27 protein-coding genes are annotated in these 25035 nt (G+C 43.8%); 18 read left to right on the plus strand and 9 right to left on the minus strand.

Annotated features, from left to right (window positions below):
* Positions 1 to 8: 8 nt before the first annotated feature.
* The 5 genes from VF412_RS01295 to VF412_RS01315 all read right to left on the minus strand — a co-directional run bounded on the left by VF412_RS01295 (position 9) and on the right by VF412_RS01315 (position 2376).
* A complete protein-coding gene (locus VF412_RS01295; RefSeq protein WP_331337383.1) occupies positions 9 to 488 on the minus strand; it encodes a hypothetical protein in 480 nt (159 codons plus the stop codon).
* 99 nt (positions 489 to 587) lie between these two features.
* Positions 588 to 1349, minus strand: coding sequence for a hypothetical protein (locus VF412_RS01300; protein WP_331337384.1), 762 nt, complete (start codon positions 1347 to 1349; stop codon positions 588 to 590).
* Positions 1350 to 1721: a hypothetical protein gene (locus VF412_RS01305; protein ID WP_331337385.1), complete on the minus strand. Its 372-nt coding sequence runs from the start codon at positions 1719 to 1721 to the stop codon at positions 1350 to 1352.
* Positions 1722 to 1723: 2 nt separating this feature from the next.
* Positions 1724 to 1990, minus strand: a complete 267-nt coding sequence (locus VF412_RS01310) for a hypothetical protein (RefSeq protein WP_331337386.1) — start codon at positions 1988 to 1990, stop codon at positions 1724 to 1726.
* Between the two features lie 95 nt (positions 1991 to 2085).
* Positions 2086 to 2376: a hypothetical protein gene (locus VF412_RS01315; RefSeq protein ID WP_331337387.1), complete on the minus strand. Its 291-nt coding sequence runs from the start codon at positions 2374 to 2376 to the stop codon at positions 2086 to 2088.
* A 166-nt stretch (positions 2377 to 2542) separates the two neighbouring features.
* Here VF412_RS01315 and VF412_RS01320 point away from each other — a divergent pair, with 166 nt between their 5' ends.
* From VF412_RS01320 to VF412_RS01375, 12 genes are all read left to right on the plus strand, one after another.
* Positions 2543 to 3397: a bifunctional 5,10-methylenetetrahydrofolate dehydrogenase/5,10-methenyltetrahydrofolate cyclohydrolase gene (locus tag VF412_RS01320; RefSeq protein ID WP_331337388.1), complete on the plus strand. Its 855-nt coding sequence runs from the start codon at positions 2543 to 2545 to the stop codon at positions 3395 to 3397.
* Between the two features lie 120 nt (positions 3398 to 3517).
* Positions 3518 to 4558, plus strand: a complete 1041-nt coding sequence (locus VF412_RS01325; RefSeq protein WP_331337389.1) for an aromatic ring-hydroxylating dioxygenase subunit alpha — start codon at positions 3518 to 3520, stop codon at positions 4556 to 4558.
* Position 4559: 1 nt separating this feature from the next.
* Entirely contained in the window at positions 4560 to 5660 is a 1101-nt protein-coding gene (locus VF412_RS01330) for an esterase-like activity of phytase family protein (RefSeq protein ID WP_331337390.1), read from the plus strand.
* Positions 5661 to 5662: 2 nt separating this feature from the next.
* Complete coding sequence (locus VF412_RS01335; protein WP_331337391.1) at positions 5663 to 6967, plus strand: class I SAM-dependent rRNA methyltransferase; 1305 nt, start codon at positions 5663 to 5665, stop codon at positions 6965 to 6967.
* Between the two features lie 97 nt (positions 6968 to 7064).
* A complete protein-coding gene (locus VF412_RS01340) occupies positions 7065 to 7763 on the plus strand; it encodes an ABC transporter ATP-binding protein (RefSeq protein WP_331337392.1) in 699 nt (232 codons plus the stop codon).
* Entirely contained in the window at positions 7763 to 9070 is a 1308-nt protein-coding gene (locus VF412_RS01345) for an ABC transporter permease (protein WP_331337393.1), read from the plus strand. Before VF412_RS01340 ends, VF412_RS01345 begins: the two co-directional genes overlap by 1 nt.
* 1 nt (position 9071) lies before the next feature.
* On the plus strand, positions 9072 to 9797 hold the full coding sequence (locus tag VF412_RS01350) for an outer membrane lipoprotein-sorting protein (RefSeq protein WP_331337394.1): 726 nt from the start codon (positions 9072 to 9074) through the stop codon (positions 9795 to 9797).
* A gap of 10 nt (positions 9798 to 9807) precedes the next feature.
* On the plus strand, positions 9808 to 11133 hold the full coding sequence (locus tag VF412_RS01355; protein ID WP_331337395.1) for an ABC transporter permease: 1326 nt from the start codon (positions 9808 to 9810) through the stop codon (positions 11131 to 11133).
* 7 nt (positions 11134 to 11140) lie between these two features.
* Entirely contained in the window at positions 11141 to 12418 is a 1278-nt protein-coding gene (locus VF412_RS01360) for a hypothetical protein (protein ID WP_331337396.1), read from the plus strand.
* Positions 12419 to 12430: 12 nt separating this feature from the next.
* Positions 12431 to 13534 (plus strand): GNAT family N-acetyltransferase, encoded by a 1104-nt coding sequence (locus VF412_RS01365; protein ID WP_331337397.1) that lies wholly within the window; start codon positions 12431 to 12433, stop codon positions 13532 to 13534.
* A 9-nt stretch (positions 13535 to 13543) separates the two neighbouring features.
* On the plus strand, positions 13544 to 14518 hold the full coding sequence (locus tag VF412_RS01370; protein ID WP_331337398.1) for a hypothetical protein: 975 nt from the start codon (positions 13544 to 13546) through the stop codon (positions 14516 to 14518).
* A complete protein-coding gene (locus VF412_RS01375) occupies positions 14518 to 15381 on the plus strand; it encodes a HesA/MoeB/ThiF family protein (RefSeq protein WP_331337399.1) in 864 nt (287 codons plus the stop codon). The genes VF412_RS01370 and VF412_RS01375 overlap by 1 nt, the downstream gene beginning before the upstream one ends.
* A gap of 107 nt (positions 15382 to 15488) precedes the next feature.
* Here the strand turns inward: VF412_RS01375 and VF412_RS01380 are convergent, their stop codons facing one another.
* Genes VF412_RS01380 through VF412_RS01390 form a run of 3 tightly spaced genes read right to left on the minus strand, consistent with a single transcriptional unit; the run spans position 15489 to position 18711 of the window.
* The gene (locus tag VF412_RS01380) at positions 15489 to 16739 is read right to left on the minus strand and encodes a hypothetical protein (RefSeq protein WP_331337400.1); all 1251 of its coding nucleotides are present in this window, start codon (positions 16737 to 16739) and stop codon (positions 15489 to 15491) included.
* Positions 16736 to 17674 (minus strand): hypothetical protein, encoded by a 939-nt coding sequence (locus tag VF412_RS01385; RefSeq protein WP_331337401.1) that lies wholly within the window; start codon positions 17672 to 17674, stop codon positions 16736 to 16738. Before VF412_RS01385 ends, VF412_RS01380 begins: the two co-directional genes overlap by 4 nt.
* A gap of 38 nt (positions 17675 to 17712) precedes the next feature.
* Positions 17713 to 18711 carry a hypothetical protein gene (locus VF412_RS01390; protein WP_331337402.1) on the minus strand — a complete coding sequence of 333 codons (999 nt, stop codon included), beginning with the start codon at positions 18709 to 18711 and terminating at the stop codon, positions 17713 to 17715.
* A gap of 100 nt (positions 18712 to 18811) precedes the next feature.
* On the opposite strand from VF412_RS01390, the gene VF412_RS01395 reads away from it, so the two are divergent.
* The 5 genes from VF412_RS01395 (at position 18812) to VF412_RS01415 (ending at position 23733) form a co-directional block, all read left to right on the plus strand.
* On the plus strand, positions 18812 to 19372 hold the full coding sequence (locus VF412_RS01395; protein WP_331337403.1) for an SLBB domain-containing protein: 561 nt from the start codon (positions 18812 to 18814) through the stop codon (positions 19370 to 19372).
* A complete protein-coding gene (locus VF412_RS01400) occupies positions 19372 to 20658 on the plus strand; it encodes an O-antigen ligase family protein (protein ID WP_331337404.1) in 1287 nt (428 codons plus the stop codon). The genes VF412_RS01395 and VF412_RS01400 overlap by 1 nt, the downstream gene beginning before the upstream one ends.
* A gap of 101 nt (positions 20659 to 20759) precedes the next feature.
* The gene (locus tag VF412_RS01405; protein WP_331337405.1) at positions 20760 to 22187 is read left to right on the plus strand and encodes a hypothetical protein; all 1428 of its coding nucleotides are present in this window, start codon (positions 20760 to 20762) and stop codon (positions 22185 to 22187) included.
* A 7-nt stretch (positions 22188 to 22194) separates the two neighbouring features.
* Positions 22195 to 23346, plus strand: a complete 1152-nt coding sequence (locus VF412_RS01410) for a polysaccharide deacetylase family protein (RefSeq protein WP_331337406.1) — start codon at positions 22195 to 22197, stop codon at positions 23344 to 23346.
* Positions 23347 to 23352: 6 nt separating this feature from the next.
* Positions 23353 to 23733, plus strand: coding sequence for a YkgJ family cysteine cluster protein (locus tag VF412_RS01415; RefSeq protein WP_331337407.1), 381 nt, complete (start codon positions 23353 to 23355; stop codon positions 23731 to 23733).
* 4 nt (positions 23734 to 23737) lie between these two features.
* On the opposite strand, the gene VF412_RS01420 is transcribed toward VF412_RS01415, so the two are convergent.
* Positions 23738 to 24226: a hypothetical protein gene (locus VF412_RS01420; protein ID WP_331337408.1), complete on the minus strand. Its 489-nt coding sequence runs from the start codon at positions 24224 to 24226 to the stop codon at positions 23738 to 23740.
* Positions 24227 to 24453: 227 nt separating this feature from the next.
* Here VF412_RS01420 and VF412_RS01425 point away from each other — a divergent pair, with 227 nt between their 5' ends.
* Entirely contained in the window at positions 24454 to 24882 is a 429-nt protein-coding gene (locus tag VF412_RS01425; RefSeq protein ID WP_331337409.1) for a hypothetical protein, read from the plus strand.
* The last annotated feature ends 153 nt before the right edge of the window (positions 24883 to 25035 follow it).

Below are 25035 nucleotides of genomic sequence, written 5' to 3' on the forward strand. Positions count from 1 at the left end.
TGACGCTCCTAATTTTGATAGTCAATTTTGATTGAGGTTTTTTTACTTTGGGCCACTTCAGTTCCCTTGCTGTCGGGATTTTGAACCACAGCGATAAAGGGGCCCGTCATGCTTAACAGTCGACTGCTTTCATTTTCTTTCACTAGTACGGCATATTGCTGCGGATTGAGCGGCGCACGCAGAAGCTTAATTCGGGAAGCAATTTTTAATCCGCTTTTATGGCCGTCCTTGTTTGCCAAATATAAATCCACAACACCACCCACATCACTGACCAGCGAACCCAGCGATTCAGCATTTGCCAGTTCAAGAGGAACCAAAACAAAACCTTTCGGAATAAAAGTGTCTACGGAACTGGGTGCATCTTCTTTTGGAACAGGCGCAGGAGGCGTCCCTTTTGAAAAAGTAAGAATGAATGAAAGAACACCAAATCCCAAGAAAGAGATAAGAAGTAATTTAGTATCGAACTTGAGTTGACGAAGCTTTTCCACGAGGGGACTCCTTAGTGAATTGGAATTTTTGTTGGTGTGCTTTGATTTGGCTTAAATGGCTAAAGGCTGCGAAGAAAATCAAAATTACTAAAAGAAAAACTAAAGCCACTTCGACAAGGATTTGGCCTTTTTGATTTGAGTTACCCATTCGTCACCATCCTGCTTTAAAGTCACCGAGCAGCCTTTATCAAAGTGGAAACTTTGATCTAGAAAGATATTCAGTGGCTGCGAAGTGGTGAGGCGGTATTGCCAGCGATGTTCCAAAGCTTGCCTGTCAGAAAAATTCTCCACAGGGCTGTATGTCGGAGGTTCGGCCATTGCCTCCGGACGGATAGCCAATAGAGGCCCCGATCCCGGCGTCAAATTGAATTGACCCTTAAATAAGGGCACCGAATTCACAACATCGCGTCCTTCACGAGAAATATGCGTGAGGGTTCGGTGATATCCTTGTTGTAAAATGATATTTGCCTGACTGATCAATTGCTGCTGTCTAATTTTGAACAATACAATTGTTGCTCGAACTCGAGTGAGTTCGGCACAACCAGCGCCTGTATATCCGCAAGCTGCAACGGCTGTCTTAAGTCGCTTTTGTAAATAACTGGCTTCGGGGTTCATTGTTAGCAAACTTTTTAAAAGCTTTGCCGCTCGCTCTTGAGTTTGAATATTTTCACGTCGGCAAATATATTTCAGCCGTAAATCGGTTTGTGTGAACGTGATCACTCCGAAGGTAGCAAGAACTGCTGAAATTAGAATGGGAAGCAAAGCCATGATAACCGCCATGGCAAAGCCTTTTTGATTTCGTAACAATAGAATGCTTCTGTGTCGTCGAAGTTTATTGCTATTAACTGATAACGTGGACATCTAGTCCGCCTTGACCGGAAAGGATAAGCGTTTCTCTATCACCAGCGGTGGCCCGAAATTAGATGCGATAAAAGGAAAATGAATTTCCAAACGACCCTGTGCCTCCCGAGGCCCCCGATGAACTCGAGCGGTTGATTTTTCATTGCCGATCAGAACGGCATTCAGCTTGTTTTCCAATTCTTGTGAGCAGGAACGATCTGAACTTTCATCGGTGCAAATCAAAGCTTCATGCAAATAGAAATCGGCATAGAAGTAGACAACTCCTCGATAGCAGAGAAATAAAATGGAGGATGTGGACAAGATTACAAGTGGCAAAGCCAGAAGGCTTTCCAAAATACCTTGCCCATTTCGGTTTCGTAGAAAATGCAACATAACTATTGTTGGTTTTTGCTTTTCGTGTTTACTGAGTCTTCGAAAAAGTTGCTGAAGTCCTTTTTCTTATAAGAACCCTCAGTGACTTCATAAGCACTTTTCTTTTTAGAATCAGTTCCGCCTAAGGCCGTGGCAACATTTGCAAATTGCACGTCGATGTTCGCGCCAACTACTTTGATCACTGCGATACTACCGACTGCAACAATAGCGACGATGATGAGATATTCGATGAGGCCTTGGCCTTTTTTATTTTTTAAAAGAGGTTTCATTGTTTCTCCTAGTGCGGACTAGAGAAAGCAATGAATGGGCGAGGATGTAACGGATTATACAAAAAACAAAGTCCGGAGGTCCGGACTTTGATAAGTTATTTCTTTTTAGCAGCTTTCACAGCTTCAGCTTTTTTCGCAGCAGCCTTTTCTTCTTTGGCAGCGGCGGCAGCTTCTTTTTTCGCGCCAGCTTTTTTGGCTTTACGTTGTTGAATGATACGATCCAGGATCTCGTAAGATTCTTTTTGAAGATCGTTTTCGAAAACGAAGCGGTAGAAGCCCTCGATTTCTGGGCTTTGACGGAACTTTTTTAGGGACGTCGGAAGACTGTCAGACTGAACGAAGTCGATGGAACTGCCGTCTTTTGAGAGCTTAACTTTGTCTGCCATTTCAAATCCCCTAATGTTTTTAAGAACTTGTACAAAAATGCCCGGTTCAAAGCAAGCATAAAATGACTCGACGAGCTTATTTTGGATTTGGTCAGGATTGACTAAAGCATTGAATTTCTTTGGAAAATACGTGAAATTTAAGCCTTAGCAAAATGGGGGTGTCGCGATGCTCGTTTTAGATGGCAAAGTAGTATCTAAGGAAGTTCGAGAATCCCTTGTCCCAAGAATTCAAGCATTCAAAGAAAAATCCGGACGCGCCCCTCATCTGACGGTTGTCATTGTCGGTGAGGATAAAGCAAGTCATGTCTATGTTCGAAATAAAAAGACAGCCTGTGAAGCCTTGGGAATGACCTCAACAATTCATGCTCTTCCAGCCTCTGCGACACAGGATGAATTGAATGAAGTTTTGCAAAGATTGAACGTCGACAATCATGTGGATGCTATTTTGGTTCAGTTTCCATTACCCTCACACCTGAGTAGCGATGAGGTTCTGAAATTAGTTTCTCCGGCGAAAGATGCTGATGGTTTGACATACAACTCATTAGGATATTTCTTCGCGGGAAGACCGTTCGTGAGTCCTTGTACTCCTGCGGGAATCATGACGATTCTTAAGCACTACAAAATCAATGTTGAAGGAATGCGCACTGTTGTTGTGGGTCGTAGCAATATCGTTGGCAAACCAATGGCTCACATGTTGATGGAGGCCAATGCCACGGTGACTTTGTGTCACTCGAAAACTAAGAATCTTTCGGAATACACTCGTCAGGCAGATCTTGTTGTGGTTGCAGCAGGCAGACCGCACCTTCTGGGCAAAGAGGACTTCAAGCAAGGCGCCATCGTGATTGATGTCGGTATGCATGGATCCGGCCAGGGTGGAAAATTGATGGGGGACGTTCGTTTCGAAGAGCTCAAAGGATGGGCTCAAGCAGCATCTCCTGTTCCAGGAGGCGTGGGGCCAATGACCATCACAACTCTTTTACAAAATACCTGCCTATTGGCTGAAAAACGCCTCGGAAAATAAAGACTTCGGCTTTCTTCTTGCCCCTCGAGGATGGCTCTAATAGAACCATCTTTCTAGAGCCTGACATTGTATCGGACCTTTCAAACAGGCTCTCAGTACTTCTTTTTTAGGAATTGAGTTATGTATTCTGGCTTTTTGAAAAATGTTTGGTATGTGGCTTTGCCAAGTCACGAGTTGATTGGACAAAAACCTCAAGCTCGTAAAATCATGAACGAGCCGATTGTCTTCTATCGCGACTCTCACGGAAAAGTAGCGGCGATGCGGGATATCTGTCCTCATCGTGGAATTCCACTTAGTTATGGTCGAGTCGTAAACGATCAATTGGAGTGTCCATACCACGGTTGGAAATTTGATTGCACAGGTACTTGCACAGAGATTCCTTCTTTGCTTCCTGATCAAGATCTAAATCCGAACAAAATCAAAGTGCGCTCTTACCCAGTTCACGAGGCACAAGGTTTGATCTGGGTTTTTGTAGGCGACAAAAATTTCGATATGAGCAAAGCACCACAACCTCCGGTGATGAAGGCATTTGGTAGTGACGTGAAACCAAAGATGACCTTCGTGGTGAATTTCCCTTGCCACGTTGATCACGCGGTGATCGGTTTGATGGACCCAGCTCACGGTCCTTACGTTCATAAGAGTTGGTTCTGGCGTTCTGAAAAATCAATGCTGGAAAAGAAAAAGAAATTTGCTCCGGTGGATTTCGGTTTTGCGATGGTTCGCCATCAACCTTCTAAAAACTCTAAAGCATATCGTCTGCTGGGCGGAGTTCCGACAACAGAGATCACATTCACTTTACCATGTGTTCGTATTGAGCACATCGAAGTGGGTCGTCGCAATTTCTATTCTTATACGGCGTTAACTCCTGTGGATGAGAAAAACACACGCATCACTCAGTTGGTGTATTGGGATATCCCTTGGTTGTCTTTGTTGAAGCCAGCGATTCGCAAATTCGGTCAAGTTTTCTTGGGTCAAGATATGGACGCTGTCACAAAACAACAAGAGGGTCTGAAATATGACCCAAGCTTGATGCTGATCAAAGACGCCGACACACAAGCGAAATGGTATTATGCTTTAAAGACAGAATATCATGAGGCTTTGGAAGCGGGTCGTCCGTTCCAACATCCCGTGAAAGAAACTGAACTTCGTTGGAGAAGTTAAAATGAAATATATCTTGTCGTCTTTATTCTTCGTTCTTATTGCCTGTTCGGCTCATGCCTTGAGCTTGCAATATTACGGAGAAACTTCGATCCCAACAGGAACGAAATTTCAAAAGACTACCATTGGTGGTTTGTCAGCGCTTGTTTATCAAGACAGCACTTTGTGGGCTTTATCTGATGATAAAGGTCGCGCGGGTGATCCTCGTTATTACGAATTTGATTTGAAGATTGATAAAGCAGCGGTGACGTTGACTCCGAAGGCTGTGCACTTTGTGATAGGACTTCCTCCAGAGGGCGAGCGCAAAGCATTGCTTGATCCGGAAGGTATTGCTCGTTTGCCGGGTGGGGATTTGTTGATCTCTTCCGAAGGCAGTAACGATGCGAAACCTCGTGCGATGCCGCGAGTATTCCGGGTGACACCAGAAGGTGTTTGGAAGTCTGATTTCCCAATTCCTGATAAATATTTGCCAGAGCTTACTGGCAAACAAACAAAGGGCATTCAGAACAATCTGGCATTTGAAGGTCTCACCTCTTTTGCCAACGGCAAATATGTTTTTACAAGTACTGAGGCATGTCTTGCTCAAGATATCGTAAGCGGCAAAGAAGCAGACGGAGATTTCATTCGTATTTTGAAATTCGAAGATAAAGGTGCGGGCAATTACAAACCTGTTTCTGAATTCGTCTACCACATCGATGCTTTTCACGATAATCAAAAAGGCAAAGAGATCATGCGCGGGGTTTCTGAAATCCTAGCCCTTTCCGAGACAAAGATTCTAGTGATGGAACGTGGTGTGCGTATGATCGGCGCGGGTTGGGCACAAACTGTTGCGATTTATCTGGCGGATTTATCGAAGGCAACAAACACATTGGATGTGAATAAATTGGAAGGCGCGAAATTCACCACCGTCGACAAAGTGAAACTTGTGGATTTCGAAACCGATTTGACTAAAGAGCGTGGCGATAAAACAATTCAAAACTTTGAAGGCCTTTCTTGGGGACCGGCATTGCCAGATGGCCGTCGTTCATTGCTTGCGATTGTAGATAATAATTTTTCCAAGCACGAACTGACTGAGTTCGTGGTGTTCGCTGTCGAGGGCGAGTAATTATGATGACTGTATGGAGACTTCGTACCGGAGCTGACAAACGTATTCGCAGTGGACATCCTTGGGTGTTCTCAAATGAACTTTCTGTCTCGCCGAAAGGTTTGCCTCCGGGTTCTGCCGTGGAACTGCAGGATGCCAAAGGTGGATTCTTAGCTCGTGGTTACGGCAATCCTCATTCTTTGATTGCATTCCGTGCGCTGACTTTCAATTCTCAAGATGCGCAACCAATGGGTTTTGATTTCTTGCACGAGAAAGTTTTGAATTCATGGCGTGTGCGTAAAGCGGCGGGCTTCCGTGGAAGTTTCCGATTATGCTTTGGTGAATCGGATTACATTCCAGGTCTGGTGCTTGATTATTATTTGATCGAGCAAAATGGCAAGAAAGCTCAAGTCTTTGTTGCGCAACTGGTGACAGCGGGGATGGATACAGCTTTGAAGAATTCAGAAGAATTCTTCAAAGGCCTAGTTGAAAAAGCGAAGGTTCAAGGATTTTCTCAATTCGGCTGGGAAGACACGGCCGTTGTTATTCGCAATGACGTGGGCATTCGTAAGCTTGAAGGTATGACGGTGGATGCGCCGAAGGTCATCAAGGATTTGTCTGACATTAGCTTAGAGCACGTCGAGATTCTTTTGAACGCCGCTGGTGACGACGGTGTTATCAAAATGAGCTGCGATCTTAAAGAAGGTCAAAAGACGGGTTTCTTTCTAGATCAGACACATAATATTTATTTGGCGATCAATCTATTTAAGAATTGGGCGAAAGAGCAAAAGACAAAGACAATTCGAGTTCTTGATCTTTGCTGCTATGTCGGTCACTGGTCGACACAAATTACTCGGGCTTTGAAATCGTTGGGCTTTGAAGTCGAGATTCATTTGGTGGACGTTTCCAAATCCGCGTTGGCTTTTGCAAAAGAAAATGCGGAACGTGAGGGGGCGAAAGTAACGGTTCACGAAATGGATGTGCTGGAGGGGCTAGCTAACTTGCCAAGCCAACATTTCGATATCGTGATTGCAGATCCTCCGGCTTTTATTAAAGCGAAGAAGGATATTCCCACTGGAAAAGCGGCTTACGTGAAAATGAACACCCATGCCTTCCGTTTAACTAAGAAGAATGGCTTTGTTGCTTCATGTTCTTGTTCTGGATTGTTGGAAGAAGAGGAATTCCGCGATGCCATTCGTAAAGCGTCTCTGCGAAACTACACAGAAGTGCGCAGTGTTTTGCGTGGAGGCCATGCCGCGGATCATCCTACATTGATGCAATTCCCGGAAGGTTTTTATTTGAAGATGTACGTTCACTACGTCATGTAAATTCTAAGGGATCAATTGGACGCGTCGTTTGCGGTGGCGTCCACTCCTAAAGTCTGGGCTCGGCAGTAAACTCTGCCCTTCTAAGCAAAAGAAATTCATGATTAATCTTATGAATTCAGAGCCCATAGTTAAAATTCAGAACGTTGTTAAGACCTATCAACTTGGCGAAACAGAAGTGAAAGCTTTGCGAGGGTTGAATCTCACTTTATTCAAAGGGGAATTCACTGCTTTAATCGGTGCTTCTGGTTCTGGAAAAAGTACGCTGCTAAATTTGATTGGCTGTTTAGACGAGCCGGATCAAGGTGTGGTAGAAATTGAAGGCAAAGACATCTCTAAGATGTCAGAGCTTGAGCGCAGCCATTTGCGCAATCGTCGTGTTGGATTTATTTTCCAATCATTCAATTTGATTCCGGTTTTAACGGTTTTCGAAAATATCGAATTGCCTTTGATTGTACAACACGAATTGTCTGCGGAAGAACGTAAACGCAGGGTTGAACAGGCAATCAATGATGTAGGCTTGCAAAAATTCCGTGATTATCTTCCGAACAAGCTCTCAGGTGGTCAACGGCAGCGTGTGGCGATCGCTCGTGCTTTGGTGACAGAGCCGGCTTTGATTCTTGCTGACGAGCCAACAGCGAACTTGGATTCGGATACAACTCACAAAATTATCGATCTTCTATTAGAGATTAATCAAAAACGTCATGTGACATTCTTCTTCTGTACTCACGATGAAAAATTGATGGGGCGTGTGGGCAGAGTGGTGCGCATCGCTGACGGACAGATCGAGAATAAATAATGGAATCACTCAGTTGGAAGCTCGCATTCCGCAATCTTTTGCGTAATAAACGCCGCAGTCTTGCGACAGGGATTGCTATTCTTACGGGCTACATCGGTTTGGTCCTTTTAGGGGCCTACCTCGTGCGCGCGCAAAGTGGTTTGCGTGCAGCCAGCGTTTATCTTAATCACAAAGGGCACATCGCCATCGTAAAGAAAGATTCACTGACGTCGTATTTCTCGAAGCCAAAGAAATATGTTTTAAATGGTGAAGAGATTGCCCAACTTGAGGCCATTCTTAAAACTCGAGCCGATGATATTGAGTTTACGGGAAAATATCTAACGGGAACGGGGCTTATTTCAAACGGCAAGAAATCGGTGCCATTTATTGCCTTGGGATTTGAGCCAGAGGTTTATCAGAAAACCACTATGCATCCCGAGCCTTTGAAGTGGGCCTCTGACTGGGTATTGCGTAAGCCAGGGGATCAATTTGATGATTTTATCAAAGATCCACTTAGAATTTCCATCACTCACCGCATGGCCGAACTCTTAGCGATTCCTCAAGACATGACCAAATTGTCTGAGGATCAACGGACGGTTCAGTTAGCTGGAAAAAGTTTTTATAACGACCTGAACGCCGTGAATGCAAATTTAGGAACGTTCCATACGACAGGTCTTTCCATGGCGGAAGATACTAGTCTACGTGCGCCGCTGTCGTTGTTACAGCAACTTTATGCAACGGATGGCATCGAGTATATGGCTGTGTACTTGAAAAATATTGGTGATACCAACTCTTTCAAAAAGTGGCTACAGAAAGAAGTCGATGCCAAAGGGCTTCCGTTGGAAGTTTATAAATATAATGACGAGGCATGGAACTCTTACTACGTGGGTTCTATGGGATTTCTCTATGTGATGATCACATTCTTCATCTTCCTGATTTGCGGAGCTATCATTTTGTCAGTGGTAAACTCAACGACAATGGGATTGCTCGAGCGTTTGAAAGAGATTGGGACTTTGCGCGCCATCGGCTTTACACCTAGGAAAGTGTCGTCGTTGTTTGTACAGGAAGTGTTCTTATTGGGACTTCTCAGTGTGATTGCCGGACTCATTGTTTCGATCGTCATCGCTTCCATTGTGAACTCGGCGAATATTCAATTTAGTCCTCCGGGAACTCAAGGTTCGATTCAGTTCCTTTTGATTTTGAATGCAAGTTTGTGCCTTGGTGCTGCGGCTTTCTTGATTATCCTGACCACATTAAGTGCCGCCATTGTCAGTTATATTAAAAATAAATCCAAAATCATTGAACTCTTAGCAGACACGGGAGCCTAAGATGAAAACACTTTTCTTTGCATTACTTCTAGTCGCGACTCATGCCTATGCGGACCAAGCTTCAGATCTATTGAAAGCGTCTGACCAAGCACGTGGTGGTATCGAAGGCGGTCTGACTTGGAAGACAAAAATTGAAACAACCGAAGACGGTGAGTCTTCAGAGCGAGAATTTATCGTTAAAGCAAAAGATCACGATGCATTGGTTGAAGCAACAAGTCCTGCTCGCACAAAAGGCGAAGTGTACCTGTTCAATGATCGCAACATGTGGTTCTTTAAACCAAGCTTGAAAAAGCCGGTATCGATTTCTCCGCGTCAAAAGCTGAGTGGTCAGGCTGCAAATGGCGATATTGCAAGTACTCACTATGCGCGCGATTATACCGCGACACTTGAAAAAACAGAAGCTCGTGGTGCAGATAAGATCTTTGTATTGCTTTTGAAAGCGAAATCTCCGAATTTAACTTACGATCAAATCCGTTATTATATCAACGGCAGAACTAAATTGGCTGAAAAGGCCGAGTTCCTGACTTTGCAAGGTCAAGTCTTCAAAGTGGGTGATATGGAGTACAAGAACTCTTTATCAGTGGGGGGAAAGAAGACTCCGTTTGTAAGTAAAATGACTATTATTGATGCAAAATTCAAAAATAATAAGAGTGTGATCAATTACGAAGAACCAAAAGCTGAAAATCATCCAGCTTCGCTCTTCAACATCAATAACTTGAGTCGCTAGGATTTAGTTCATGCAACAACGGCTGATTTCTTTAGCTTTTAGGAACGTTCGGGTGAATTGGCGCCATTCATTATCGGCGTTGTTATCCGTTGTTGCGGCATTTTATTCCATCGTTTTTTTTGAAGGCTATATTCGCGATGTAGGTGATCTTTATTACGATGGTTATCATTCAAGAAATATGTTCGGGGATTTTGTCGTGGAAAACGCAAAGGCCCAAACTCCCGAGGGTCGTGCCGAGCCATTTCAGTTTGCTGTGACCGCACCTGAGCAGAAGGCGCTTAAAGAGTTCAAGCAGAAGCACTCTGATATTGTTGAAGAATCCGCACGCTTTTTAAATCTTCAAGGCATGGTGACTAATGGAAAAACCTCGGTGATCTTTTTCGGCAAGGCTTTGGATGTCGAAGAAGGTCGTAGAATCCGCGAGCCTGACTGGGGCTGGAATGCTCTTTATGGAAAGCCCTTGCATCTTGTCAGCAATCCGAATTCGGTTCTGGTAGGACAAATTTTGGGTCGGTCTTTAAGCTGTCATCCAGTTAAGGTGGTTCAAGTGATGAGTCCTGATAAAGGATATATCGCTGAAGAACGTCCTTTTGAATGTGATTCGCCACAGGTGCAGCTCAGTGTCACGACGGAGTCAGGGCAGTTAAATGCAATGGATTTCGATATCGCCGGCTTTATCGATGGTGGATATCAAGAAATCGACAATCGCTATATGGCGATTCCATTGCCGGCGGCTCAACAACTTATGAACACTGATAAAGTGTCTTATGTGACTTTTCTATTGAAGGATCAAAAATATCGCGATCAGTTTGAAAAATCTTTTGCAGAAGAAATTGAAAAAAGTTTTCCTGATTTGCGCCTAACACGCTGGCAGGATCATCCGGTAGGCGAGCTTTATCGTAAATCCATCGACTTGTTGTCTGTCTTTAGGAACTTTGTCGTGATCGTCATTATTTCGATTACGACACTGTCTGTTGCGAATACAAAAATTAAATCTATTAAAGAACGCACCAAAGAAATTGGCACATTAAGAAGTATTGGATTTATGCCAGCATCGATCCGTTCTATCTTCATGTGGGAGTCGTTCTTTTTATCTGCTTTCGGGGTGATCATTGGTGCCGTTGCTGCGATAGTGACGACGTTCTTGGTAAATCACGCCGGCATTTATTATAAAGCAGGTCTTCTTTCTATGCCGGTGCCGTTCCATATCAAAGCTGAACTTTGGGTTTATGCGTTGGCGGCTGTTGTATTGGTCGTAATTGGTTTAATAGTTACGGCCATTGTCTGTCGCGGCACTTTGAAAAAGAAAATTGTGGAGAACCTTGGGCATGTCTAAAGGCCTCATGAAAAAGGCTCGCTGTCTTGTCAGCTCTGCAATGGCAGGGCTGTTGTTGCTTCTGCACGGTGAACAGGCTCACGCGGTGCAAATGGATTTTCGTAACACATTTGAAAGCTATCTTTACTATACCTATTCCGAGCCTCTTGATAATGATGTGAACCCGGGCAATCAAATCTTCGATCTTCCAACTCATACGGGTGTGGTGGATTTCCGTGATGACTTCAATATTTTGACGAAAAGTACAAAATGGGTTCTTCGTCCTCGCTGGACGGTGACGGGAACAGAGACCGAAAAGAAAAATCCCAACGAAACAGATCGTACCTCTATGGGAAAGTTGGATTTGACGGCGGGTTATCTTGATTGGGATCTTTCAGATAAATGGAAAGCTGTTGTTGGCTTGCAGGTTTATCAGTGGGGACCGGGCGAATTTATTAATCCGTCGAACGTGTTCTTTCACTTTAGCAACGACCAAAGAAGTTTTTTCTTCGTGCAAAAAGGTTTGGTGTTGGGACGCTTGAATTGGACTCCATCGCCCAATTGGAGTTTGGTATTGATTGATGAGCCGATTAGCAATAACGAACAACCCTTCCAAGTCGAAAAAGATTTTGAGCCAAAATCCACATTAAAGATTGAATATCACGGGGCGGGAAGTTCATTTTTAGGCGCGGTCGTCGGGAATGAAGGTGATAACCGCCCATTCTTTGGTGAATATTTTGATTGGTATCTCACGGATGCATTTTCGTTTTATGCAGATCTTCGTCACAGCATAGGCAGTTACAGTTATGATCCTGCCTTGGATGGCAGTGGCTATGTTCAGCTTGTAGAGACAAACCCAGATTCGGGCCAAATGTTTACGATTGCTGACTGGGGCCTTCGCTATGAGGGGCGCACGGATTTCCGCATCGAATGGTTCTATAACGGTCTTGGTTGGGATAAAGATGCTTTAAAATATGCAATTCAAGGGATCACTTATCCAAATCCGTACCTAGTTGAAAATTTAAAGCGCTATGCTCATTCCGGATTGGAATTGCCAGGACAAAATTATTTGTATGTGTCTTGGCGCATTCCTGATCTGGGAAGAAAAAAAGACGCCAGTATCTACATGAGAAATATTCTTTCCATGCAAGATCAGTCTGGTGTTTTTCAGTTTAGTGCGGACAAGGCATTGAGCGACGCGTGGACAGGTTATTTTGAAATTTTAAGTTCTTACGGCAAAGAAGACACCGAGCTTCGCCTTCTTTATGGTATTCAAGGCAGTATCGGTCTTCGTTGGGCGATGTAGAAAGGGATTCCTATGATTGAGATTAAAGAGAAAGACTTTGAAAGCTTCTTTCAAACTCCGTTTAAAGTTTATCCCGAGGATTTTCCGTTCATTTCTCAACTAAAATCAGATTTGAAACGCTTTTTGAGCATGAAAAATCCTTTGTTTAGAACAGAAAAGGATTTTTCGTACTTCACGGCTTTCAAGGATGGCAAGATCGCAGGTCGGATCTTGACTCATATTCATCATGCATCAAATGAAAAGTATGGATGGAACCGTTCTTATTATGGGTTTTTCGAATGCATTAATGACGTTGAAGTCGCAAAGGCCTTGCTCGCGAAAGCTGAGGAATTCGGTCGTAGCCACGGCTGTAACGAAGTGATCGGCAACTTCAACATGACTGCGATGCAGATGATCGGTGTGATTACAAAGATCCATAAAAATTATCACTATACAGATCAAGTGTTCTCGCCGGAATATATCGCGAAGCTTTTGGAAAAATGTGGATATGAGGCAACATTCCCTATGGTCACTCATGAGGTGAACGTTGAAGCCTTCAATCCGGAAACTTTGCTTGGACCGAAACAAAAAGAAATCATGGCCAATCCGAAGTACACTTTCGAGAAATTGCAAAGTGATAACTTAGAAAAAGTCATGGAGGCTATGCGCCAGTGCCTCAATCATGGCTTTTCAGAAAATCCGATGTTTGTGCCTTTGACGAAAGAAGAAATTTACTTCCAGGCGAAAGACATGATGATGATCATTGATAAAGAAACATCTGTGATAGCCAATTACGAAGGAAAGGCTGTCGGTGTTTTAATCTGTATTCCGAATTTGAATCCATTTTTGAAGGCAATTCATTCGCGCTTTGGTATTACGACTCCGTGGCATTTCTTGAGACACAAGATGAATCGTGAATCAGCGACGATTATTTTCTATTCTGTTTATAAGGAATTTCAATCCCAAGGACTGAATGGAGTGATGTTGTACGATATTATGTCTGCTTTGAAGAGACGCGGTTACAAGCGCTTCGGTGGGACCTGGATTTCACTGGATAATAAAGCATCTCTTCGCCAGGCCGAAAAATTAAATGCAGAAGTCATGCATGAACTATGCTTGTATAGAAAAGCGATCTAGAGGTATCAAATGATACAAAAAGACGAGATTTTAAAAGCCGCCACTTTCAGTATCAGTGCTCATAATGTTCAACCCTTCCGTTTGGCGTTTCCGTCAGAGGATAGCGTGGATATTTACGTAGACTTCCAGCGTCTGCTTCCTGTGGGTGATCCTATGTTCAAGGATCTTCGCCAATCATTGGGTGCCTTTGTTGAAACTTTGCATATTGCTTTGTCTGCACAAGGCTATGGCATCAAAGTTATCGAGGTTAAGGATTCTCCTGAGCAAAGTGCGCCCATGGCTCACCTGAAGATCGAGCAGGGGGCAAAGCAAGATCCCCTCTTTGCTCAATTATCGAAGCGCTTTAGCTATCGTGGAAAGTTTCCTCAGAAATCTGAAATCGCCGACAAAGTCATTTCTGGTGACAGATTTACCTTAGAGTTTTTGACGGCACCTGATGATCTAAAGGAAATTTCCAACCTGTATGACAACGTCAATTACCATTTTTTGACATTGCCTGGTTATATTGAAGAGCTTTATTCATGGATGCGTTTTAGCCCCTCTCATCCGAGATGGTCGAAGGATGGCTTGAATACCGAGTCGATGAGTCTTGCAGGTGTTGAAGCTTGGGGGGCGTCGATTGTGCTAAAGGCGGGCGTATTTAAAACTTTAGCTTCAATGGGGATAGCAAAACCATTGGTAAGTGAAGCAGGACAAATTCAATCTGCATCCGGATTGGCTGTGATCTTAAGCGATTCAGATAAGGATTTTGATAAAGGCCGTGCCTTTATGCGTGGATGGCTTGCTTTGACTGAGCTTCGTCTTTATGGTGCCCCGTTGTCATTGCTAACTGATGACAAAAAAGCTTTGGATATTGTCGCTTCGAAGATTTCAATAAAGGGCAAGTACATCGTCAATATCTTGCGCGTAGGACCACTTCCCAAAAATTATAAAGTTCCAGAGAAAGCACGCCTTAGCTGGCAAGATTTTCAGTGGGGGACCTAATGTTTAGCTATGAAGAATTTGTGACCCGCAATTTAGGATTCATCACTGAAGAAGAACAGGCGACCCTTCGCAGAAGCACGATCTTTATTCCGGGAGTAGGCGGAATGGGGGGAGCAGCCCTGGCATGCTTGGCTCGTTGTGGAGTTGGCAAATTTATCATTGCTGACATAGATACCTTCGAAGTGAGCAATTTCAATCGTCAGATTTTTTCAAACTTGGACACCGTTGGAAAATCAAAAGCCGAATCAACCAAAGAAGCGTTGATGAAAATCAACCCGGAACTTGAATTAGAAGTTTGGGGAGGCGAGTGGCCTGATCGTCTTTCAGAGATTGTTCCTCGCGTGGATTTAATTATTAATGGCTGTGATGATGTGCGAGCTACTTTATTGTTGATGCGAGCAGGCCGTGACTTTAAAAAAACGGTGATTGATGCCTTTGCATCGACCTTGCCAAATGTTTATGTGGTGAAACCTGAAGATCCGAGACCGGAGGAGTTTCTAAATTTTCCAAGCGTTGGTCTTCGTCCTGAAGGTTTGACAGACGCCATGGTGAAAGAATGCTCGGGAAAAGAGATGGAATATGTCCTGACTCATTCCTCGACAGCACAGAACGTTGTGATGAAATATGCTGCTGAGATGATCACTGGCAAAAGAAAGCGAATTTCTTTGGCTCCGATGGTTTGGGGAACAGGCATCATGATGAGTTATGAAGCTTTGAAGGTGCTTTTAAAAAAGAAGACTTCCGCAAGCTACAGAGGTATTTTCTGGAATCCCTGGAAAATGAAAGTAGAAAAGCCACTTCCTTTCTTGATTGCCGTCTTCAAAAGATCCTTGGTTCGTAAGTTCCTCCAAAGCCTCTCATGATTGTTAATCCTGGTCCTTCCTTTGCTTAGTAAAGATCTTATAGACATTTAAGACTCTAAATAAAGGAATGGACTATGGCCGCTCTATTGGAAAATGTATTGAGTATCTTAAGCTGTTGTAGTCCGTTCCAGCAGCTTCGCGTAATCGCGAATCAAGGCGGTCTTAGTTTGAACGATTTGACTATAGGCCACATAAGGGATGTGCAATAAAAGCATGTCCCCGGTCTTCGTTGACAGCAAACACAGGTAATTCATGCTGTTTTCGTCGAGCAGATGTTGAATCTGTTCATAAATTTGGACTTCTTCCGTTGGAAGATTGGCTTTCTTGCCCTCATCAAAAAGAATCTGGCGGATGTCTTCCAAGTTAAACAAATGAGTTTGATTATGATCAAAGAGCGACGTGATCTTTTCAATGTCGTAACCGGTAAGCTCTTTTGCAGTCATAATCTTGAAGTCCGTTTTCGCAAATACTTCAGAAACTTTTTGTTTCAGGCTTGTCAGATCAAATTTCTCTGACGCCACAAATTGGCTTACAAATTTAAAGAAATCGTCTTCACCATTAAGAAATTTCACCGCCGAGTGAATGCGGAAAACCAACAAGATATCCACGAAGAATACGAACATGCGAATGCCTATATCCAAAGTGAAGTCTTCAAAAAGTAATGAAGCCGGTACTAACAAAACCGCAGCGAAAATCACAGTTTTGCCGATCTTGCGCAGAATGAAACTGCGATCTTTCACTAAAGCTTGGTTGAAAAGCGAGAAGTAAGTAAATAGCAAGCCCCCTAAAGCCCCAAGGCGCGGTAAGTGAGCAAGTCCATAAGTAGTGATATCGGATAAGAACATGGGTCCTAATAGAACCAAACCAAGAATGCTGATATCAATGAGGGTGTTTTCAGAGCGACTGTGCTCTTTGCGATTTCTGAATAGTGCCACTAGGGCCACGCCCAGCTGAGCGGTGACCATAAAAAATCCGAAGGCTAAAAGATGCTCGCGATTTCCAGAGAGATTATTCATCAAGGAATCGACAACAAAAACCAAGCTTCCGGTAGCCATGTAAAGCTTAAGCAGGAACGGCATGTGTTTGCGAAGAAGACCTTCAAAATAAAGAAACACAAAGAACGCAAACCAAATAGCGGCAATATAAGTGGCTCCTCCAAAGGCATGAATATCAAATGCCACAAGCGGGAAGCGCACGACAAATAGCGCTAGCAAAGAAGCCAGCATTCCCCACAGGCGAATTTCAAGTGGGTTCATGGACTCTTGACGATACAGACGACGCAATGCTGGCCAGATGCCAATAGCACCTAATAAAGACAAACAAGCATCAAAGACGTTGATATTATTTATTGAATTCATTTACGTGGCCTCAAGCTTCCCATTTGCTTACTGGTCGAGAACCACTGAATCACAGGAACTAAAGAGAACTCCATAAAACTGAAGAACACTTTATAAATTAGCACTAAGAAAGATCCTTTCGGGATCGAATGGATCATATAACGATAATAACTGCTGACGTCCATTTGACCTAATTGCAGGATGTCGTCTCCGCGATCATAATCCAAGACCTTCCCTGCGAAATCATTGTAAATCGCAGAGCGGTGTTTCGGTGCTTGAGCAAAAGTTTTCTTTAAATTGTCGCTTCCGCCCGTATATGCATTTTGAATCACGAAAGCTTCTTCGTCGAATTCTGCATCGGGGCCAACGCCGAATACGTAGCGATAGCGAGTCATGATTTCTCGAGCTAAAACCAAGTGATCATAAGTTCTGCGAGTTTGTGCCTGAGGATTTGGATAAACATTTCCAAAACTTTCAGAGACCATCCCGATAATCGCGGGAACTTGCGTGACATTACTGATCCACACTGGCTTAAAGCGATTCTTAATAAACAGAAGGAATGTCGTGAGGCCGTACAAGATCCAGGATAAACCTTTTGCTCGGTTGTTTGGATCAACAACAACAAGACCCAAGTGAACCACCTGCTGGCTGTGACCACGAACCGTGCAATTCATAATTGTCAGGGCATTGAAGGCGAAGGGCCTTCCCGACGGGCCATCATAGATCAACGTGATAACCGCGTTGTCTAAAGCCTGCTTGCTTCCTTTAACGATTCCATAATCCAAATCGCCAATGTTCAAAGAAGTTACGACAGAGCGAAGATCTTTAATTAAGTTATCGAGTTGCTGTGGAGTCATCCACAAACCCGGTCGTTCTAAAACGCGAGTGATATGCGTCTTCTTAGAGCCGAGGGTTAAATCGAAATAGGGCTTGAATAGATTTAATGGGTTGATCACTCCTCTATTTTAGGAAACCAAAGTAGAGGAGGACAACATTAACCTTGAGTGGTCTGGGTCTGGACTTGATGAGCTGCGACCTGAGCCATTTGAGCTACGGCCATTTGTGCCTGTTGAGCCTGCTGATGGTAATAGTTCAGCTTCGTTACGTACTCTTTCAAAGCTGCATTTTCCTGCTTCATAATGCCAGCTTGAGTAAGAGCTTGTTGCAAATGACTGTAATAGTCTTGAGCTTCTAAAGCTTTCTTATCAAGAGCCACTTTCATCTCGATGATTTTCGTCTCAGCAACCGCCATCAAATTTTTCAAGACGTCGTTTTGTTGAGCAGCTGAGGATTCTACCTCATTGAAAGAGGTGGAAATTTTTTCGATCTCTTGATTCAAAGATTCGATCTTTTCGTCACGTTCCATGATCGTCGCTTGCATTGCTTCAATCGTTTGTTGTTGCTCGTGCTTTTCGTTTTTCAGTGTCTGGATTTCGGTTTCAAGCTGTTCTTGCTTTTGCTCCCACAGCTCTTGCTCGCGGGCGAAAGCATTTTTGGCTTTTGCGAACTCGACCGAAATCTCTTCCTTCAATGCGACGTTAAGGTCGAGGTCTCTTTGAAGAATACGGTTTTTGTCATAAAGTGCTTGGCTGTATTTCTTGTCTTCGCTTTGCATTTGCAAAGCGCGCGCTTTCAGACCTTGAATCTCGAGTTGTAGTTGCAAGCTCAGTTCAAGAGATTTTGCTAGATCAGCGCTGAGCTTTGCATTGTTTCCTCGCTCTGCCGCAAGCTGATCGATCAGTTGCTGCATCTGGGCATCCATCGTTGCAGGTCCGTAAGAAACATTTTCGAGAGTTTTAATTTTCTCGAGCAATTCTTCTTGAGAGCCCTTTAAATCAGAATGGAATTTCTTCATCTGAACTTGCATTTGCTCATACTTCGGTTGCGCTGGAATGGGCTCCCCATCAGCGTTTTGCGAAGTGCTCAGCTCGTTAAGTTTGTTGCAAATTTCATCAAAAAGTTTTTCGTGCTCGGGAACGACAGTCGTGTTCATTTCATAATTGTTATGCATAGACCGAAGTCAAGTCATCGAAATTTATTGACAAGAGTCTAGGGTCTCGATGTAGGTCCAGTATAGTGATGGAGGAAGTTGTATGCTTTTGCAGAGATGCATTCGTTTCACGAGTGCAATGATTTTTTCGCTCGTTACTTTATCGGCCCACGCTGCCCACCCTGATGGCACGACTTTGCTGAACGATATTCAACCGCCTCAACAAGCGTCTGAATATATTTTCCGTTCAACTCAAAAAGAGTCTTTGATCAGCGTACAACTGCTCGGTGCTGTGAATAAGCCGGGTATTTACTATGTGCCAGCGAATACAGATCTTTTGAAGTTGCTCACTCTTGCAGGTGGTTCTGCGCAAGGTGGAGACGTCACCGAAGTTTTGGTGCGTAAGCAGGAGCCAAAAGCGTGGGAGGATTTTAAATCCAAAGCTATTGACGAGTATCAAGGTGCCTATGAAGTCGATGCAGAAAAAATCATCAAGTACGGCGGCGCTCGAAATTTAAAGCTTGCGCAGGATGATTTCGTCTATGTTCCTCAGAGGTCGACAATGATTTCTCCAGAAACGGCTCGTAACCTGACAGTTGTGTCAGTTGCTTTGGGAATTATTCTTACCGGCTTATTGATCGAAAGAAACTCCGGTCACAGATAATGATCAAAGCGAACGATAAGAGGATTTTATTTCTAATCAAGGCGCTTGCTGCTTTGGCATTTCTTGCCAAGGTGTCTCTTGGCGCGTTGTTGCCGATTCCTCGAGAAGTTCCGTATTTGATTTTTCAGCAGGGGATGCATCCCTACATCAACGTTGTGTTGTGCATTTTGTTTGGGGGACCGCTAATTTTGTTGTGGATGAAAGTTCGCGATCGTCAGCACTTAAGCGGTTTTTATAAGCTCTTCGTTTTCTTTTTGATGATCACACTGACAGTGCAAACTCTTTTGCAGGTTCACTATGTGAACTCAGAAGAGTCACCGTGGATGCAAGTGGGCGCGTTGGGCGTCTCGCTTTTTATGGTGGTGGTTTATGGCTTAGTGATTCCCAGTTTATGGAATGTCGAGGACTTTCTAAGGTTTATTCAACGCTGGACCGGAGCCCTTGTTTTGATTTCGCTCATTCTTTTACCTATTGCAAGTGGGGTGGAATTCAAAGGCGGCCGCTTCATCGGAGTCTTCAAACACATTCCACACATGGTATCTTGTGCAACCATTGCTTACATCTTTTCCCTTGGAACCATTCTGATAGATCAAAAACTGCAACATAAGATTTGGGATGTCGTGGTTTTGATCGCAAGCTTCCTTGCGATCATCTTAACAGGAACCCGTTCTTCGGCAGCGGCGGCAGTTATCGCGTTTATCTTAACGATGATACTTCATCAGACAGCAACAAGTGCGGGACGTATTTTTAAGTTCTCTGCGATTTGTTTTATAACGACTTTTACAATCTTTTTTGGTTTCCAAACTTATGAATTCGCTCATGGTATCGCTACAGGTGAAACTTCCTTGGGATCACGACAAGCGCAAGATGGAGTTCAATCACGTTGGGAAGAGGTACAGCGCGGCAGCGAGATCTTCATGGAACAGCCATGGTTAGGTCATGGCTTGATGTCGAAGTTCGCATCGGGAAACGAGGTAGATGTTTCTAACTACAATGCGATGAAGGATCCCCATAACATTTTTGTGTCGGCGGGTGTTGTGGGAGGATGGCCTTTGCTAGTTCTTGCAGGAGTTTCGTTGATTCTGATGTTGTTTGGATCCTTAAAGGCGATGAAGTCCTTTGACATCGCAAAACGCCAAGTGGCGATCTATCTTCTTTCGCACATTCCCATACTCGTGATCTATCACATCCATCTTTCTATCGGCGGCATGGCAGATCGTATGTATTGGATGGTATTTGGGATTCTCGCGGCGGCGGTGACAATTTCGCGCCCTCTGGAAAACTAATTTCAAACTCTTAATTCTCATTACAAATTAAACACAGGCCAACCCCTTGAAATAATGGCACAACGAATGCTTCTACGAGTCATTGCGGAAGGAGCTGGATTATGGCCGATCAACGTATTGAACCTGAACTCACAGTCGGTGAAATCATTAAGCTTTATCTGTCTCACTGGCGTATGTTCGTGGTTTTTACGGTTGTCCTTTTTGCCATAAGTTCTGTTATTTACGTTTTCAAAATTCCATATGTTGCGACGACAAGCATGGTTTTCAATGACACCCAGAACTCATCCCTACAAGCTTTTTCAAGCCAATTCTTTGGCCTTTCAAAATCCGTTCAAGAGTCGAAAAAAGGATCCAGCCTTCTTTCAAAACACATCGAGTATTTGAAGACCCGGGAATTTTTCGAAGCTCTTTTACAAAAAGTCGATGAACGTGGCAACAGTAATAAAATTTCCATGGACGAGCGCAAGGGGTATGAGCTTTTCAAAAGCGAATACATGAGCAAAATTGTCGCTAGCGATCCCAGTACAAAAATCGAAGTTTTGCAGAAACTCGACAAGTGGACGAAGGCGACATTGGATTCAGATTTCGAGATCAAGCTTTCTGTGGGCACACCAAACCGCGCGATGTCGCTATTCCTGGCAAACACAGCAACAGAACTTGCTGGCGAGCTTTTAAAAAAACGCGAACTTGAAGAAATCATGCGTGTTGAAGACTTCATCAGCACACAAAAAGAAATTACAGATAAAAATTTGACTGATATCGGTAAACAGCTGGCTGAGGTGCAAAATAAAGATCAAAGTATTCTTCCTTTGGCGTCTAAAGATAAGATGGGCGAGTACGTTTCCGATTTATTGGTTCGTATGAACGAAATCAAATTGAAGATCTCTGAGAATCAAAAAATGATCGATTACCTGCAAAAAGGTCGCACGGCTGAAAAAGAAAGCGCGTTGTATGGAATCGGTGGCAAGATTGAATCTTTGAGAATCGAAAATAGTCTTTTGGAAAACAAGCTGGCCCAAGTTCAAAAGTCTATTGATCAATTAAAATCCGAGGCTAAGCAATTGCCGTATCAGGCGCAGCTAGCAGATGATTTGAAAAAAAAATCTGAGTTGGAATTTACAAAGTACAAAGATTTGAGCACGGCATTAGCCAAGCTTGAAGCGGCAAAGCTGTCGGTTGATACACGTTTTGAAGTTTTAGATCCAGCACGATGGGAAACCACATTGCCGCAGATCGGATTATTGGCGTTGGGTTTACTGTCAGTGTTGTTGAGTCAATTTTTTGGTTCTTTGATCATTTACTTCCGTTATCTGTGGAATCCGGATGTGGTGACAGCGCAAGCGTCTCGCAATCTGTTGATCTTCGACAATCACTCTCCAGATCCGCGTGTGATTATTGAAAACTCTAAAATAAAATTTAGCTTAAAAAAACAGAATAGCCTTTCTGAGGTCGAATCGCAGAACGGTGATAAAAAAGAAGTCGCTTGGAGCATGCTCAATGTCGGGCAAGGCTCTGACATGACTCAATAGGTGAATTATGAAGAAGTTGTTAGCATCAGGACTGTTTGTTATCGCTGCAGGCTCGCTTGTGGGTTGTGGAAATCAATTCAGCAGCGGCATTCACAAATCCGTGCAAGTAAACCAAGATGCTAAAACCCTGGCAGAATGGGAGGCTTCTGATTCGAATCCGGAAGCGCTTTTCTCGCAATGGCGTGAGGACTCTGTTAGAAATCCAAAGCAAAAAGATCAAATGAGCGAACAGCTTTGCTCGGAATTGCAGGCATTGGATGGACAGTCTCTTTCAATTTTTGAGCAAGAGATTAAAGATCCGCATAATGCGGCTCTTGTGGGTTCTTGTAAGCAGGCTTTACTTCAACAACTAGAGCGTTACTACGCAGCTCAACGTGCGACCTTGTCGGTGCAAGTGAACGCGATGAAACCAGCTGATGCGACAACTCCGCCAGCAAATAACTTCCAGTTCCAGGTGAACATTCAAAAGCGCGATTATTCTAAGGGATATCTTGCTGTGACGGGTGATATTCAAAAGAAAGAAGTGATTCTAACTTTCGATGACGGCCCTAGCGTGGAATATACAAAGTCAATCCTAGCAAGTCTTAAAGAGGTGAATGCGAAAGCCCATTTCTTTGAGATGGGCAAGAATGTTCGCGCCAATCCTGAAATCACAAAACTTGTGGCTGCAAGCGGTAATATGTTGGGGTCACACACGGTGACTCATTCCTGCATCGGCAACTTAAAAGAGTGCGGTCATGCCAACGGTGGAGTTCAGTTTGCCTATGATAAAGCGGTTGCGGAAATCCAAGGCGGTCATCAGGCGATCTATGACGTTGTAGGTTGGGTAGATCCAATGTTCCGCTTCCCTTACGGTGCTACAACGCCAGAGTTGAGCAAATTCTTGGCTGATAACGGTGTGGCGCAGTTCTATTGGAGCATAGACAGCGAAGACTGGAAGGCTCAGTCAAATGAGAACCTTCTTCATAACGTTTTGACTCAGTTGGATGCGAAGGGGAAGGGCTTGATTCTTTTCCATGACATCCAAAGAAAGACAGCGGAAATTTTGCCGCAACTTTTGAGCGAGCTTTACAGTCGTGGCTACAGTATTGTACAACTTCAACCAGCGGACCCGTCCGCGAGATACAACAGTAAACTGGTGAAAAAGCACCTCCCTTAAGAGTGAATGAAAAAACCTGACGTAGATCGTCCTTCGACTTGGAAGCAATATCGTTCTGGAATGTGCAATGGCTGTTATTCAGGCTGTTGCACAATGCCTGTTGAAATAAAACTTTCTGATTTAATTCGTTTAGGTCTTACGGATGAAGATGAGGCAGCAGGTTCCGTGAAGAAGCTTGCAAAGCGTCTGTCCAAAGAAGGTATTATTCAATCCTATCGCCAGGGGACTGAGTTCTTTATGCTGACGCAAAAATCGAATAGTGACTGTTTGTTTTTAGATTCCGTGACAAGACTTTGCACGGTTTACGAGAAGCGTCCTGATACTTGCCGTCAGTTTCCATCCATCGGGCCTCGCCCCGGTTTTTGTCCCGGGGCTTCTGCAAAATAACTCATTAGTTTCCGTAGCCGTTGCCATCACCATAAAGCGTTCCGTCAACTGCGACGTAACCTGATGGGTGACCGTGGCCACTGTTGTTTTGGTGAACCCAGTGAAGGATCGCTCCATCAGGTGAAGATCCGTGTCCTTGATATCCTGTCGTGATGTAATCGCCACAAACTTCGATATCTTGACCAGGTTGCATGTCTGGAAGCTCGCCGAATGATTGGTTGTATACGATTTCGATGGTGTCGCTGTTGTCGTTGCCAATTTGGACTTCGAAGTGGGCGTGGCCTGTGTACTCTGGGTAACTACGAACAAATGTTCCTTTGATGTGGCCGCGAGAATGGTACTGAAGCTTCCCATCAGCTTTCCACTGAAGAACTTGGTCGTTATTCACGTCCAAAACTCCTCCGCGATTGTCCAAACAGTTTGGCAGAGCAAACGCACTTGTTGATAAGACCAGAAGCAAAGCCGATGTAAACATTCCAATTTTAAGCATCATTCCCTCCTTGTTGAGGCTTAAAGGACTCTAAATATATAGCACTATATATTTTTATCTTTTGTTAGGATTTGATTGACAGGCCATGTGCGTCGAGAATATTTAGAGCGCCTTAAGGCTGCGTGGATCAACAGGCCTTCTCCTAAAATATCGTGCTCACTTTTACCATCTCAAGAACGAGATGACTTTTCGGGGCGCAAATAAACTTTCAAAATTTAGAGAGGTTTTTTATGAAAGCACAAATTGCTGCGCTTATCGCTATTTCGTTCGTTGGTTTTTCTGCAATGGCTCGTCCTTTAACAACAGGCAAAAAGATTGTTCAAGACATCCAAACTTTGGCGGAGAAATGTGTGGTTCACCCATTTTCGATCAATAAAGCTGGTCAAAAAGTCTATGCACCTTTGAAAAACACGTGCTCGCAAATCGTGGTACTTGACGAAAAAACAGCGCACGTGACTGTTGATAATGACACGTTCGAAGTCATTTTAGCTGAATCAGAAGATGCGGATGGCGGAGATTTGAATCACGTTTTGGTTTATGCTCAAGATGGCCATCTAGTTGGTCAAAAGTTGAATGTTTTGGCTTTCGATAACCTTTTGTTGGGTCTTCTTGGCGGCAGAACGGGCGGCGCTGTGGAAATTGAGGAAAGCTCAAACTAAAGATTGTCTCCTCGACCAGGGGCTTAACTTTTGGCAAAAAGAAGCCCCTCGAGTTTTCATTCTTGTAATTAACAAATGTTAATAATATAAACTTTCACTGAAGCCGAGTTAAAAACCCTGCCTTAGCGCAAATTAAGGTATAAAAACGGTGGC

It is taken from the genome of Bdellovibrio sp. (genome assembly GCF_036384735.1).
Lineage (GTDB): Bacteria > Bdellovibrionota > Bdellovibrionia > Bdellovibrionales > Bdellovibrionaceae > Bdellovibrio.